We start from the raw sequence: 13054 nt of genomic DNA, 5'->3' as shown, positions 1-13054 counted from the left end.
GTGTGCCCGTGCCGGCCCGACCCCTGCGTGAGCTCGTCCACCCGACCTGGGTGCCAGCCCTCGAACCTGTCGCCGACACGATCAGCGCGATGGGCGACTTCCTGCGCGCAGAGGTCGCCGCGGGCCGGGGCTACCTCCCTGCGGGCGACCGGGTGCTGCGGGCCTTCTCGCTGCCCCTGCCGGACGTGCGCGTGCTCATCGTCGGCCAGGACCCCTACCCGACCCCCGGCCACCCGGTGGGGCTGAGCTTCAGCGTGGCTCCCGACGTGCAGCCCGTGCCGCGCTCGCTGCAGAACATCTATGCCGAGCTCGGCACCGACCTCGGCCTGCCGACACCGGGTAACGGCGACCTCACGCCGTGGTTCGAGCGCGGCGTCATGCTGCTCAACCGGGTGCTCACGGTGCGCCCCGGAGCGAGCGCCAGTCATCAGGGCAAGGGCTGGGAAGCCGTTACCGCACAAGCGATCTCGGCTCTCGCTGACAGAGGCGGGCCGCTCGTCGCGATCCTGTGGGGTCGTCAGGCGCGGTCCCTCGCCCCGATGCTCCGCGACGTCCCGCGCATCGAGTCGGCCCACCCGTCGCCGCTCTCCGCACGCTCGGGCTTCTTCGGGTCGCGGCCCTTCAGCCGCACCAACGACCTCCTCGCCCAGCAGGGCGCGGCACCCATCGACTGGAGGCTGACATGACCCAGCCATCGCCCGAGGTCTCCGGACCGACGATCTGGACCCGCTATGTCGCGATCGGCGACTCCTTCACCGAGGGCATGTGCGACGACGACCCGACCTTCGGCCACGACGGCGAGTTCGCCGGCTGGGCAGACCGGCTCGCGTCGCACCTGTCCGAGATCGCCCGTACGGGGGGACTCGACTTCGGCTACGCCAACCTCGCCGTGCGCGGTCGCAAGCTGGCCGATGTCGTCGGGCCGCAGCTCGAGGACGCCCTCGCCCTGCAGCCCGACCTCGTCAGCATCGTCGGTGGCGGCAACGACATCCTGCGGCCCAAGGCCGACCTCGACGGGCTCGCCGCCCGCCTCGAGGCCGCCGTCGCCCGCATCCGCGCGACCGGCGCCGACGTGCTCATGGCGACCCCCGTCGACCCGGCCGACGCCCCGCTCGTCAAGGCCACCCGGGGCCGCGCCGCGATCCACACGGCCAACATCTGGAGCATCGCCCGCCGCAACGGCGCCCACGTCATCGACCAGTGGGGGCTGCACGCCCTGCGCGACTGGCGGATGTGGAGCGAGGACCGCATCCACATGACGACCGAGGGCCACCGCCGCGTCTCGCTCGCAGCACTCGAGGCGCTCGGCCACACGCCGGCCGAGAGCGACTGGGCGACGCCGCTCGAGCCGGCCCCGCCGATCGGCCGCCGCGAGGCGCTGCAGGCCAACGCGCAGTGGGCCAAGGAGTACGTCGGGCCCTGGGTCCACCGCCGCCTCACCGGCCGTTCGTCGGGCGATCACCGTCAGGCCAAGCGGCCCGACATCACGCCCTTCGACTGACGGCATCCCCTGCCCACCTCCAGCAGGCTCCCAGCCATCTCCCAGACGGCGTCCGGTCGTTCCTGCGCCGGGGCGCGGCCATACCGCTGCTTCTTCGGAAGTTGTCCAGAACGTCCTGAGGATCTCCTGAACTTTTCCGCTTTGACCCCTAGTGCGAGGTAGGTCGGAAGTGGTTAGGTCTCCCTCGGGTCGCGCGCCGGGGGTGCCGGCTCTCCATCCCACACACAGCGTGCGGCTCCTGACCGGGGCCGCACGTCATGCGCACCGACGGACACACGAGCCGTCGAACGAGGAGGATCCGTGCGTAGGACATCCAGAGGCTTGCTCAGCCTCGCTCTCGCCGCCGGCATGGGGCTCGCCGTCGGCGTGCCCATGGTCGGCGCCCAGCCGACCGTCGACCAGGTGGCGAACCAGCCGGCCGACGCCGCCGCCCAGATGGGGTCGGACGAGCTGCCCAACCCCAGGGAGGACAAGCGCCGTGCTCTCAAGGAGACGGCGATCAAGCAGGTGCTGAACGGCACCGCGACGCCCGTCAAGCAGGGCAAGAGCACCGTCGTCAAGCTGAAGGGTGCGAGCACCGGCCAGGGCCCCACCGACGAGTACGTCGAGCTGAGCCGCGAGGGCACCGACAAGATCTTCGTCATCCTCGCCGAGTTCGGCAACCAGCGGAGCGCGAGCTACCCGGACCAGGACACCGACCCGAACATCCCCGGCCCAGCGACGTTCGACGGCCCGCTGCACAACGCGATCCCGGCTCCCGACCGCACGCTCGACAACTCGACGAACTGGAACGCGAACTACTCACGCGACTACTTCCAGAGCCTCTACTTCGGTGCCGGTGGCCCCATCGGCCAGGGTGGCGCCCAGGAGAGTGTCAAGCAGTGGTACGAGCGCCAGAGCTCGGGCCGCTACAGCATCGACGGCGAGGTCTCCGACTGGGTCAAGGTGCCCTACAACGAGGCCCGCTACGGCCGCTCGAACGGCTACCCGTGCGGCGGCAACGTCTGCAACAACACGTGGGCCCTCGTGCGTGACGCCGTCAACCAGTGGGTCACCGACCAGAAGGCTGCCGGTCGCACGCTCGAGCAGATCAAGGCCGACCTGGCGCAGTACGACCAGTGGGACCGCTACGACATCGACGGCGACGGCAACTTCAACGAGCCCGACGGCTTCCTCGACCACTTCCAGATCGTGCACGCCGGTGGCGACCAGGCCGACGGCGACCCGTACCAGGGCGAGGACGCCATCTGGTCGCACCGCTGGTACGCCTCGACCAAGGCCGGTGGCCCCGGTGGCCTGCCGGGCACGCCCATCGCCGACACCGGCATGTGGGTCGGCGACTACACGATCCAGCCCGAGAACGGCGGCATGTCCGTCTTCACGCACGAGTACGGACACGACCTCGGTCTGCCCGACCTCTACGACAGTGACACCGGCCAGGACAACGGCGTCAACTGGTGGTCGATGATGAGCCAGAGCCGCCAGTCCGGTCCGAACGACCAGTCCATCGGCTCCCGTGGCTCCGACTTCGGCGCGTGGGAGAAGCTCTTCCTCGGCTGGCTCGACTACCAGGTCGTGAGCCCGACCGCCAAGGGCGCGAAGGTCATGCTCGGCCCGCACGAGTACAACACCGACAAGGCGCAGGCGGTCATCGTCCCGCTGCCGAGGAAGAACGTCGTCTCGCCGCTCGTCACCCCGAAGACCGGCTCGAGGGACTTCTACGGCGGCCGTGCCAACGCGACCGAGGCAACGCTGACCCGCTCGGTCACGCTCGCCGCCGGCACGTCGACGCTGTCCTTCGCGACGAACTACGCCATCGAGGACTGCGGCTGTGACTACGGCTACGTCGAGGTCAACGACGGCTCGGGCTGGACTGCCATCGCCGGCACGGACACCCGCGCCGACGAGGGCAACGGCATCACCGGCTGGAGCGGTCCTGCTGAGGGCGAGATGGGCTGGAAGAACGCCTCGTTCGACCTGTCGGCCTACGCCGGCAAGACGGTCCAGCTGCGCTTCCGCTACCACACCGACCCGGCCTACACCGAGCTCGGCTGGTTCGTCGACGACGTCAAGGTCGTGAGCAACGGCGCGACCGTCGTCGACTCGGGCGCCGAGGCCGGCCTCGAGGGCTGGACGGCCAACGGGTGGTCCTCGGTCGGGGCCACGGTCACCACGTGGCACGACAACTACTACATCGCCTCGTACCGCAACTACCTGTCGTTCGACTCGTACCTGAAGAGCGGCCCGTACAACTTCGGCTGGCTCAACACGAACGGCGACAAGGTGGAGCACTTCCCGTACCAGGACGGCCTGCTCGTCAGCTACTGGGACACCTCGCAGGCCGACAACAACACCGGCGCGCACCCGGGAGAGGGCCTCATCCTGCCGGTCGACGCCAACCCGGCGCCCCGCGTCCTGTCTGACGGCACGACGCTCCGCGCCCGCATCGCGGGCTACGACGCCCCGTTCTCGACGCAGCAGTCCGACACGTTCACGTTCCACAAGAACGGCGTGCCGTTCGTGGTCGCGGGCGCGCCGGCCAAGCCGGTCTTCAACGACAGCGGAACCTACTGGTACGGCTCCACGCCGTACACCGGGGTCAAGGTTCCGAACAACGGCGTGAACATCGGCATCGAGAACCAGTTCGGCACGTCGATGCAGGTCAAGGTGTGGCTGCGCTGACGCGGATCCCCTTGTGAGACAGTGAGGCCCGCCCCATCCGATGGGGCGGGCCTCACGCTTGTCAGGAGGTATGCCGTCCGGTTCCGTTGCGCTGGAAGGCAACCCGACGGCATACGCTCGTCGGCAGATGGATCAGACGGAGGCTGCGAACGCCTTCTCGAAGATGTCGAGACCCTCGTTGAGCAGCTCGTCGCTCGCGGCGAGCGGCGGCAGGAAGCGGAAGACGTTGCCGTAGGTGCCGCACGTCAGGGTGACGAGGCCCTCGGCGTGGCACGCCTTGTTGACGGCGGCCGTGAGCGCGGCGTTGGGCGTGATGTCGCCGGCGCCGTTGACGAGCTCGACGGCGAGCATGGCGCCGCGGCCGCGGATGTCGCCGATCTGCGGGTACTTCTCCGCGAGTGCCTTGAGCCGCGGCACGAAGAGCGCCTCGACCTGCGTGGCGCGGCCGCAGAGGTCCTCCTCCTTCATCGTCTCGATGGCGCCGAGGGCCGACGCGCACGCGACGGGGTTGCCGCCGTAGGTGCCGCCGAGGCCGCCACCGTGGATCGAGTCCATGACATCGGCACGGCCGGTGACGCCGGCGAGGGGGAGCCCGCCGGCCATGCCCTTGGCGGTCGTGATGAGGTCGGGGACGACATCCTCGTGCTCGCTGGCGAACCAGTCACCCGTGCGGCAGAAGCCGGTCTGCACCTCGTCGGCGATGAACAGGATGCCGTTGTCGGTGCACCAGTCGGCGACCTGCTTGACGAATCCCGGTGCAGGCACGATGAATCCACCCTCGCCCTGGATTGGCTCGAGGATGACGGCGGCGAGGTTCTCCTCCCCCACCTGCGCGTGGACCTGGCTGACGAACGCGTCGAAGCTCTCCTTGGCGCAGTCGGCGGGGCCGCCCGGCCAGCGGAACGGGTAGCTCATCGGCGCGCGGTAGACCTCGCCGGCGAACGGCCCGAACTTGTGCTTGTAGGGCATGTTCTTGGCCGTCAGCGCCATCGTGAGGTTGGTGCGTCCGTGGTAGGCGTGGTCGAAGGCCACGACGGCGTTTCGGCCGGTGAAGTGGCGGGCCACCTTGACGGCGTTCTCGACGGCCTCGGCGCCGGAGTTGAAGAGAGCCGTCCGCTTCTCGTGGTCGCCGGGGGTCAGGTCGTTGAGGGCCTCGGCGACCTCGAGGTACTCCTCGTAGGGCGTCACCATGAAGCAGGTGTGGGTGAAGTCCTGCACCTGCGCCGTGACGCGGTCGACGACGCGCGGGGCGGCGTTGCCGACGGTCGTCACGGCGATGCCGGAGCCGAAGTCGATGAGCTGGTTGCCGTCGACGTCGACGAGGATGCCGCCGCCGGCGCGCTCGACGTAGACCGGCAGACCGGTGGAGACGCCGGCCGACACCGCGGCCGTCTTGCGCTTCTGGAGCTCGGCCGAGCGCGGGCCGGGGATCGCGGTCTGCAGGAGACGCTGCTGGGGGACGTTGCTCATGCTGGCCAGTATGCCGTCCGGCGGGCTCCCAGCGGAACCCGGGCGGCGTGAGGCCGGCGTGCTCATTCCGCACTCGAACGGCCCGCTCGGTCACGAACTCAGTGGTGAAGCGCTGCGTTCGCGACCGAACGCGTCGTCCGGCGCATCATCAGGGCGGTCTGCGGGGTCCGTGGGGTCAGGGCTCGAGGTTCTCGCCGAAACGGCCGCGGTGCTCGTGCGGGATGAGCGGCTTCTCGGCGCGCGCCCTGATCTGCTGGACCGCCCACGAGTTGCCGTCCGGGTCGGCGAAGCCGAAGAAGGTGCCGCCGTCACGGTCGTCGAAGACGGTGATCTCGGAGCACTCGACCCCTCGGCCCATGAGCTCCTCTCGGGCGGCAACGGCGTCGGCGACGACGAGCTGCAGCCCGTGCAGGCTGCCGGGCGCCATCGACCGCTGGGACGGCAGGTCGCCCACGACGATCGAGCAACCCGAGCCGGGCGGCGTCAGCTGGGCGACGTGCATGTGCTCGTTCGTCGTGTCGTGGTCGAGGGTGAAGCCCACCTGGTCACGGTAGAAGGCGATCGCCGCGTCGAGGTCGCTGACGGGGACGATGACGACCTCGAGGGTCCAGTCCACGGGCTCAGGCCTGCGCCGGCGTAGTGGCTGCGGGTGCAGGCTGGCCGACGAGCTCGTCGAGACGCTCGTAGCCCTCGGACATGCCCTTCTCCATGCCGCTCTCGACCATCATGTCGCGGCCCTCGACGGTGCGCCCGACGCTGCGGCCCTCGAGGCGGCACCGACCGTCGCCGAGGTCGACGAAGCGCATGAACTCGATGGCGACCTCGTCGGGCGCGCCCTCGAACTCGAAGGTCTGGATGGCGAGGTCGTTGTCGCGGATCGTGTGGAAGGTGCCGTGGAAGCCGAACTCCATGCCGTCGGGGTTGCGGTGGACGTAGCGGTAGCCGCCGCCCGTCGTGAAGTCCCAGCGCTCGATGTCCATCTCGTAGCCGCGCGGGCCGAGCCACTGGCGCACGAGCTCGGGGTCGCGGTGGGCGTTCCACAGGGCCTCGACCGGTGCGTCGAACTCGCGCGTGAAGTCGATCCACGGCACGCCGGCGGGGATGTCGAGGGTGAGTGCGTTGCTCATGACTGCTTCTCCTTGTCGGTGGTGGTGCTGTTCCTGTCGGTGAGGGTGTCGTCGGTCGACGTGGCGGTGGCGTTCGAGGCGGAGGCGGAGGCGCCCAGGACGGCGTCGAGCGCTCGGAAGCGCTGCTCCGCGGCGAGGCGGTAGCGGTCGATCCAGGCCGTCATCGACTCGAGCCGGGCCGCCTCGAGGTGCACGGGACGACGTTGGGCGTCGCGGCTGCGACTGACGAGGCCGGCGAGCTCGAGCACCTGGATGTGCCGGCTCACCGCCTGCTTGCTGATCTCGAACGGTTCGGCCAGCTCGTTGACGGTCGCCGCGCCCCGGCTGAGGCGGGCGATGATCGCGCGGCGCACCGGGTCCGCGAGGGCCGCGAAGGCGCGGTCCAGGTCGGCATCCGAGGCGGGCGTGAGGATCATCGTCAACAAACTCCTTTATCAACTGACCTGTTGATTAAACCTCGCCGCCGACGCCCGGTCAACCCCCCAGCAATCGAAAGAGCAGTTCGTCGCACTTCCACGGCACCGCGCGGGATCGCTCGACGGCGACGAACTGCTCTTTCGATTGCGGTTCGGGCGTGCGCGGATGCGGCCCATTGCGCGGTGCAATCACGCAACTGCGGGACTAGAGTCACCGTCATGCCGCATCTGCGAATCACCGAGGCTGCCGCCCTGCTCGGCGTCAGCGACGACACCGTCCGACGCATGGTCGACGCCGGCCGCCTCGACGGCAGCATCGACGAGGCCGGGCGGCGCACGGTCGACGGCGCCCAGCTCGCCGCCGTCGCCCAGGAGCTGGCCCATCCGGCTGCGGTCGGCGCCATCGGGGGCGCGTCCGCCCGCAACCGGATGCGCGGCATCATCACGGCGATCACCAAGGACACCGTCATGGCGAAGGTCGAGATGCAGTGCGGCCCGTTCCGCATCGTGTCGCTGCTCTCGAGCGAGTCCGTCGACGACCTGCGCCTCGAGGTCGGCTCCGTGGCCGTGGCCAGCGTCAAGTCGACCCACGTCGTCGTGGAGGTCCCCGCATGAGCGCTGGCCGACACCCGCACCCGCACCGGGCCCGCAGCCTCGCTCTCGCGGCAGCCCTTGCCGCGCTCCTCGCGGCGCTCCTCAGCGCGTGCGGGGGCTCCACCTCCGCCTCCTCCGGCACAGCCGGCACCGGTGGCAGCGGACTCAGCGGCACCGTGACCGTTCTCGCGGCGGCGTCCCTGACGGAGTCCTTCGACCAGCTGAAGAAGGACTTCGAGGCAGCGCACCCGGGCGTCACCGTCGAGACGTCCTACGGGTCGAGCGCCACCCTCGTGCAGCAGGTCAACAACGGCGCCCCCGCCTCTGTCATCGCGCTCGCAGGCACGTCCGCCGCGGAGCCGCTCGACAAGAGTCTCGTCGAGGACACTCGGACGTTCGCCACCAACGTCCTCGAGATCGCTGTGCCACCAAGCAATCCCGCGGGAGTCAGGTCGATCGACGACCTTGCCAAGCCCACCGTCAAGGTGGTCCTGTGTGCTGACACGGTGCCCTGCGGCAAGGCGGCCCAGGCAACGTTCACGAAGGCCCGCATCGCGCCCAACGTCGTCAGCACGGAGGTCGACGTCAAGGCGACGCTCGCCAAGGTCAAGCTCGCCGAGGCGGACGCCGTCGTCGTCTACCACTCCGACGTCATCGCCGCGAAGGACGCGGTGAAGGGAGTCGAGATCCCGGCGCAGCTCAACACGACGCTCACCTACCCCGTCATCACCCTCGCGGGCGATGCCGCAACGAGGGAGTTCGTCGCCTACCTCCTCAGCACTCAGGGCCGAAACACGTTGCAGGCCTATGGTTTCGGCGCGCCGTGACGCCCGCGTGGCCCCGCCGATGAGGTATGCCGCCCGGTGGCGTTCGCGAGTCGTGCTCGGTGTGCCCGCGGCGGTGGCGCTGCTGCTGCTCGTCGTTCCCCTCGTCGCCCTGCTCGTGCAGGCGGACTGGTCGCGCATCCCCTCGGACCTCGCGACGCCGACGGTCCTCCCGGCGCTGCGCCTGTCGCTGACGACGACCTCCATCACGGCCGCGCTGTGCCTGCTCCTCGGCACTCCCCTCGCCTGGTTCCTCGCGCGCTCCGACCACCCGGCCACGAGCTGGGCGCGGGCGCTGCTCACCGTGCCGCTGGTGCTGCCACCTGTCGTCGGCGGCGTGGCCCTGCTCCTGACGTGGGGACGCAACGGGCTGCTCGGCCAGTACCTCACCCCCTTCGGCATCCAGATCCCTTTCACGACAGTGGCGGTCGTGCTCGCCGAGACGTTCGTGGCGATGCCCTACTACGTGCTGGCCGTCGAGGGCGCCATGCGGGGGCTCGACCCCCGGCTTGAGTCGGTGGCGCGCACCCTCGGCGCGAGCGACCTGCGCTACCTGTGCACGGTCGGCATCCCGCTCGTGCTGCCGGGCATCGCCGGCGGGCTCGCGCTCGCCTGGGCCCGCGCGCTCGGTGAGTTCGGCGCGACCATCACCTTCGCCGGCAACTTCCAGGGGCGCACGCAGACCCTGCCCCTCCTCGTCTACGTCGAGCTCGAGCGCGACCCACAGGTCGCGATCTCGATCAGCATCATGCTGCTCGCCGTCAGCGTGCTCCTGCTCGGCGTGCTGCGCGGGCGGTGGCTGCGATGAGCGTCACCACGTTCTCCGGCCCAGGGCTCGACTCGCGCGTCGCCCTGGCGCGCGGGGCGATCGAGGTCGACGTCAGCCTCACCGCGGAGCCCGGGCAGGTCATCGGCATCCTCGGCCCCAACGGTGGCGGCAAGACGACGACCGTGCTTGCGCTGGCCGGCGTCCTGCGCCTCGAGCGCGGCCATGTGCGTGTCGCCGGCCAGCTCTGGGCCGACGACACCCACCACCTCGAGCCGGAGCAGCGCGGAGTCGGCCTCATGCTCGCCGACAGCCTCCTGTTCCCACACCTCCGTGCGCTCGACAACGTCGCCTACGGGCCCCGCAGCCGCGGGGTGGGCCGTAGTGCCGCCCGAGCCCGCGCCCACACCGAGCTCGAGCGGGTGGGCCTTGGCGACCTGGCCGGAGCCCGGCCTGCAGAGCTGTCGTCAGGTCAGCAGGCGCGCGTCGCCCTCGCCCGGGCGCTGGCGACGGACCCCGCCCTGCTGCTGCTCGACGAGCCGCTCTCGGCGCTCGATCCCGACACCAGAGCGCGAACCCGCAGTGACCTCGCGACCCGCCTCGCGGCATACCGCGGCGTGACGGTGCTCGTCACCCACGACCCGCTCGACGCCCTCACGCTCGCCGACCACCTCGTCTTCATCGAGGACGGCCGGGTCACCCAGACCGGCACCCCGAGCGAGGTGCTGCGCGAGCCGCGCAGCCCCTATGTGGGCACCGTCGTCGGTCTCAACCTGTATGCCGCACAGGGCGATTCGCATGGCCACGTGGAGACGGCAGACGGCGGGCGCATCGTCACCACCAGTCCCACGGAGGGCTCTGTCTGGGCGACGATCCCTCCGACGGCCGTCTCACTGCACGCCCACGAGCCCGAGGGGTCCCCGCGCAACACGTGGCGCATGCGCATCTCCTCGGTGACGATGCAGGGCCAGTCCGCCCGCATCGGTCTGGTCGGCGACGTTCCCCTCACCGCAGAGGTGACGCTCGAGTCGGTGGCCGCCCTCGGGCTGCGCGTCGGAGCCGAGGTCTGGGCTGCCGTGAAGGCCACCGAGGTGCGCACCTACCCCCGGTGAGCGCGGTGTCAGGTCGTCGGGCTCCCGGCCACCCGCTCCGCAGGAGCTCCGAGGCGGCGGATCCGCCAGAAGGCGACGACCGACGGCGCCTGCATGACGGCGGCGACGAGGAGTGCGACCGGGATCGAGGTGCGGGTTGCGAGCGCGCCGAGCGGAGGCCCACCGACGACCTGCCCGATCGCGCCCGCCTGGCTGTTCATCGACAGCACCGTGGCACGGGTCGATGAGTCGAGGTTGCGAGCGAGCCAGGCCGCCTCGATGGGTCCGCTGAAGGCCATCGCGGCCCCGCGCAGCCAGACGAAGGCCAGCGCCAGCCAGAGACTCCCGACGAGCGCCAGACCGGCGACGGCGAGCACCTGCGCCCCGGCCGCGATCGCGATCGGCAGGCCGGGGTGGGCGTCGATGACGTGCCGGGGCAGCCACCGCCCGCTGGCGAGGGACGCGGCGAGCGAGACCATCGTGCCCACGAGCGCGAAGACGGTGAAGGCCACCGCCTCGTCGCCGCCGAAGACCGCCGGCATGTCGAAGCTGTCGAGCACCCGCACCTGCCAGAGCCGGTCGAAGACCTCGCTGGCGAGACCGGCGAGCACGCTGACGAGCAGGAAGACCCGGACGACACGGCGGCTTCGGGCGACGGTGAGGCCGGCGACGAACTGCTGCTTGAGATGGGCGTAGGTCTCACGCTCGCCCCGTGGGGTGGGCTCGAAGTGCCGCTCGGGCATGACCACCCAGAGCACGACGCCGAGGAGGATGAGCGTGGTTCCCGCGACGACGATCGGGACCCGGAGCGAGATGAGGCCGAGTGCCCCCGCGGCCAGGGTGCCGACGATGGTGAAGGCGAGGTCGATCTGGGTCTCGCGGGTGAAGACCGGCGCGACCTGCTCCTCCCCCACCTCGTCGGTGATCCAGGCCTGCAGGGCACCGGAGGTGAAGGTGTAGCCGATTCCCCACACGATGTTGCCGACGATGGCGGCCGTGAACGTCGCGACGATGCCCTCGAACGCGAAGCCGGCCCCGATGAGCACGAAGCCGATGATGACCGAGACCCGACGGCTCCACAGGTCGGCCACCACACCGGTCGGCACCTCGAAGAGGAAGCACGTCAGCTCGAGCACCGTTCCGACGAGCACCATCTGGAAGGGGTCGAGCCCGACGACGCGGTACTGGAAGACGAGGTTGAGGGTGAAGCACGCCGCAAAGGAGAAGGCGGCGACGGCCGTCAGGGCATAGAACGTCGGGATCGCGTCCGCTTCGCGCAGCGGACGCCGCAGGAGCGTGAGCACGCCCCGACGCTAGGCCTGCGGCCGCCGCGGCGTCATCCCGTTTCCACCCGAGCACGTCTCACATTTTGGACACAATGCTCGGACGTCCTACTATCTACCCATGCCAGCGACGAGGCTGATGCCCACCGACGACGCCACCGACCTCATCGAGCTCACGCGAGAGATCTGCCGAAAGGCCCTCGCACCGAAGGTCGACGACGCCGAGCGTGCCCGCACGTTCCCCGAGGACACCTTCCGCACCCTCGGCCGGGCGGGCCTGCTCTCCCTGCCCTACCCCGAGGAGTTCGGGGGCGCCGACCAGCCCTACGAGGTCTACCTCCAGGTCGTCGAGGAGATCGCCTCCGTCTGGATGAGCGTCGCGGTCGGGGTCAGCGTGCACAGCCTCACGGCCTACCCCGTTGCGACGTTCGGCACGCCCGAGCAGAAGGAGGCCCTCCTGCCGGGGATGCTCTCCGGCGAGCAGCTCGGCGCCTACTGCCTCTCCGAGCCGCTCGCGGGGTCCGACATCGCGTCGATGACGACCCGCGCGACCCGCACCGACGACGGCTGGTCGCTCAAGGGCACCAAGGCGTGGATCTCCCACGCCGGTCACGCCGACTACTACACGACTTTCGCCCGCACGTCCGACGACGGGGGTCGCGGGCTGTCGACCTTCGTCGTGCCGGGTCATGCGCAGGGTCTCGTCTTCGCCGAGCCGGAGAAGAAGATGGGCCTGCACTGCGACCCCGTGGCGCAGGTGATGTTCGACGAGGTGCGCATCGACCCCGACCGGCTCGTCGGTCGCGCGGGTGAGGGCATGCACATCGCCCTGTCCGCACTCGATGCCGGACGCCTCGGCATCGCTGCCGCGGCCACCGGACTCGCACAGGCCGCTCTCGAGCGTGCGACCGAATACGCCTCGGAGCGAGAGCAGTTCGGCCGTCGGATCGGTGACTTCCAGGGACTGGGGTTCCTGCTCGCCGACATGGAGGCGGCCGTCACCTCGGCGCGCGCCACCTATCTGCACGCCGCCCGCCTCAAGGACGCCGGCCGCGGCTTCAGCAAGGAGGCGGCGGTCGCCAAGCTCGTCGCGACCGACGCCGCGATGCGGGTGACGACCGACGCCGTGCAGGTGCTGGGCGGAGCGGGCTACACCGAGGACTTTCCGCTCGAGCGCTACATGCGCGAGGCCAAGGTGACCCAGATCTTCGAGGGCACCAACCAGATCCAGCGGCTCGTCATCTCGCGCCACCTCCTCCCCCGCTGACGTCGTCTTCCTCCCCCTGCCGAAAGGTCCTGC

General features: G+C 70.4%; 13 protein-coding genes. 8 read left to right on the top strand and 5 right to left on the bottom strand.

Annotated elements, in window-relative coordinates; genetic code table 11:
• Positions 1–8 precede the first annotated feature (8 nt).
• From FBY41_RS09620 to FBY41_RS09610, 3 genes are all read left to right on the top strand, one after another.
• Positions 9–686, top strand: a complete 678-nt coding sequence (locus FBY41_RS09620) for a uracil-DNA glycosylase (protein ID WP_141843886.1) — start codon at positions 9–11, stop codon at positions 684–686.
• Positions 683–1501 (top strand): SGNH/GDSL hydrolase family protein, encoded by an 819-nt coding sequence (locus FBY41_RS09615; protein ID WP_141843884.1) that lies wholly within the window; start codon positions 683–685, stop codon positions 1499–1501. The genes FBY41_RS09620 and FBY41_RS09615 overlap by 4 nt, the downstream gene beginning before the upstream one ends.
• A gap of 321 nt (positions 1502–1822) precedes the next feature.
• Positions 1823–4183 carry an immune inhibitor A gene (locus tag FBY41_RS09610; protein ID WP_260439676.1) on the top strand — a complete coding sequence of 787 codons (2361 nt, stop codon included), beginning with the start codon at positions 1823–1825 and terminating at the stop codon, positions 4181–4183.
• Positions 4184–4315: 132 nt separating this feature from the next.
• On the opposite strand, the gene gabT is transcribed toward FBY41_RS09610, so the two are convergent.
• The 4 genes from gabT to FBY41_RS09590 form a co-directional block, all read right to left on the bottom strand.
• Complete coding sequence (gene gabT, locus FBY41_RS09605) at positions 4316–5653, bottom strand: 4-aminobutyrate--2-oxoglutarate transaminase (RefSeq protein WP_141843880.1); 1338 nt, start codon at positions 5651–5653, stop codon at positions 4316–4318.
• 175 nt (positions 5654–5828) lie between these two features.
• Positions 5829–6269: a VOC family protein gene (locus FBY41_RS09600; protein ID WP_141843878.1), complete on the bottom strand. Its 441-nt coding sequence runs from the start codon at positions 6267–6269 to the stop codon at positions 5829–5831.
• 4 nt (positions 6270–6273) lie between these two features.
• Positions 6274–6780 carry an SRPBCC family protein gene (locus tag FBY41_RS09595; protein WP_141843875.1) on the bottom strand — a complete coding sequence of 169 codons (507 nt, stop codon included), beginning with the start codon at positions 6778–6780 and terminating at the stop codon, positions 6274–6276.
• On the bottom strand, positions 6777–7196 hold the full coding sequence (locus FBY41_RS09590; protein WP_260439675.1) for an ArsR/SmtB family transcription factor: 420 nt from the start codon (positions 7194–7196) through the stop codon (positions 6777–6779). Before FBY41_RS09590 ends, FBY41_RS09595 begins: the two co-directional genes overlap by 4 nt.
• A gap of 219 nt (positions 7197–7415) precedes the next feature.
• On the opposite strand from FBY41_RS09590, the gene FBY41_RS09585 reads away from it, so the two are divergent.
• From FBY41_RS09585 to FBY41_RS09570, 4 genes are read left to right on the top strand one after another with little or no spacing between them, the layout of a single operon-like run.
• Positions 7416–7811 carry a TOBE domain-containing protein gene (locus FBY41_RS09585; protein ID WP_141843873.1) on the top strand — a complete coding sequence of 132 codons (396 nt, stop codon included), beginning with the start codon at positions 7416–7418 and terminating at the stop codon, positions 7809–7811.
• Positions 7808–8617, top strand: a complete 810-nt coding sequence (modA, locus tag FBY41_RS09580; protein WP_141843871.1) for a molybdate ABC transporter substrate-binding protein — start codon at positions 7808–7810, stop codon at positions 8615–8617. Before FBY41_RS09585 ends, modA begins: the two co-directional genes overlap by 4 nt.
• Positions 8618–8636: 19 nt before the next feature.
• Positions 8637–9422 carry an ABC transporter permease gene (locus FBY41_RS09575; protein WP_141845044.1) on the top strand — a complete coding sequence of 262 codons (786 nt, stop codon included), beginning with the start codon at positions 8637–8639 and terminating at the stop codon, positions 9420–9422.
• Positions 9419–10492: an ABC transporter ATP-binding protein gene (locus FBY41_RS09570; protein WP_141843869.1), complete on the top strand. Its 1074-nt coding sequence runs from the start codon at positions 9419–9421 to the stop codon at positions 10490–10492. Before FBY41_RS09575 ends, FBY41_RS09570 begins: the two co-directional genes overlap by 4 nt.
• Positions 10493–10500: 8 nt before the next feature.
• Here FBY41_RS09570 and FBY41_RS09565 read toward each other — a convergent pair whose 3' ends face one another.
• On the bottom strand, positions 10501–11775 hold the full coding sequence (locus FBY41_RS09565; RefSeq protein ID WP_141843867.1) for an MFS transporter: 1275 nt from the start codon (positions 11773–11775) through the stop codon (positions 10501–10503).
• Between the two features lie 100 nt (positions 11776–11875).
• On the opposite strand from FBY41_RS09565, the gene FBY41_RS09560 reads away from it, so the two are divergent.
• Positions 11876–13021, top strand: a complete 1146-nt coding sequence (locus FBY41_RS09560; RefSeq protein WP_141843864.1) for an acyl-CoA dehydrogenase family protein — start codon at positions 11876–11878, stop codon at positions 13019–13021.
• Positions 13022–13054 lie beyond the last annotated feature (33 nt).

The organism is Humibacillus xanthopallidus, assembly GCF_006716675.1.
Classification (GTDB): domain Bacteria; phylum Actinomycetota; class Actinomycetes; order Actinomycetales; family Dermatophilaceae; genus Humibacillus; species Humibacillus xanthopallidus_B.
This window is presented reverse-complemented; position numbering and strand designations above follow the sequence as displayed.

What these genes read in the sequence shown, in the direction of transcription:
- FBY41_RS09615 (WP_141843884.1), top strand. Translation starts at nt 683, where the DNA reads ATGACCCAGCCATCGCCCGAGGTCTCCGGACCGACGATCTGGACCCGC.
- gabT (WP_141843880.1), bottom strand. Translation starts at nt 5,653, where the DNA reads ATGAGCAACGTCCCCCAGCAGCGTCTCCTGCAGACCGCGATCCCCGGC.
- FBY41_RS09595 (WP_141843875.1), bottom strand. Translation starts at nt 6,780, where the DNA reads ATGAGCAACGCACTCACCCTCGACATCCCCGCCGGCGTGCCGTGGATC.
- FBY41_RS09590 (WP_260439675.1), bottom strand. Translation starts at nt 7,196, where the DNA reads ATGATCCTCACGCCCGCCTCGGATGCCGACCTGGACCGCGCCTTCGCG.
- FBY41_RS09585 (WP_141843873.1), top strand. Translation starts at nt 7,416, where the DNA reads ATGCCGCATCTGCGAATCACCGAGGCTGCCGCCCTGCTCGGCGTCAGC.
- modA (WP_141843871.1), top strand. Translation starts at nt 7,808, where the DNA reads ATGAGCGCTGGCCGACACCCGCACCCGCACCGGGCCCGCAGCCTCGCT.
- FBY41_RS09575 (WP_141845044.1), top strand. Translation starts at nt 8,637, where the DNA reads ATGAGGTATGCCGCCCGGTGGCGTTCGCGAGTCGTGCTCGGTGTGCCC.
- FBY41_RS09570 (WP_141843869.1), top strand. Translation starts at nt 9,419, where the DNA reads ATGAGCGTCACCACGTTCTCCGGCCCAGGGCTCGACTCGCGCGTCGCC.
- FBY41_RS09560 (WP_141843864.1), top strand. Translation starts at nt 11,876, where the DNA reads ATGCCAGCGACGAGGCTGATGCCCACCGACGACGCCACCGACCTCATC.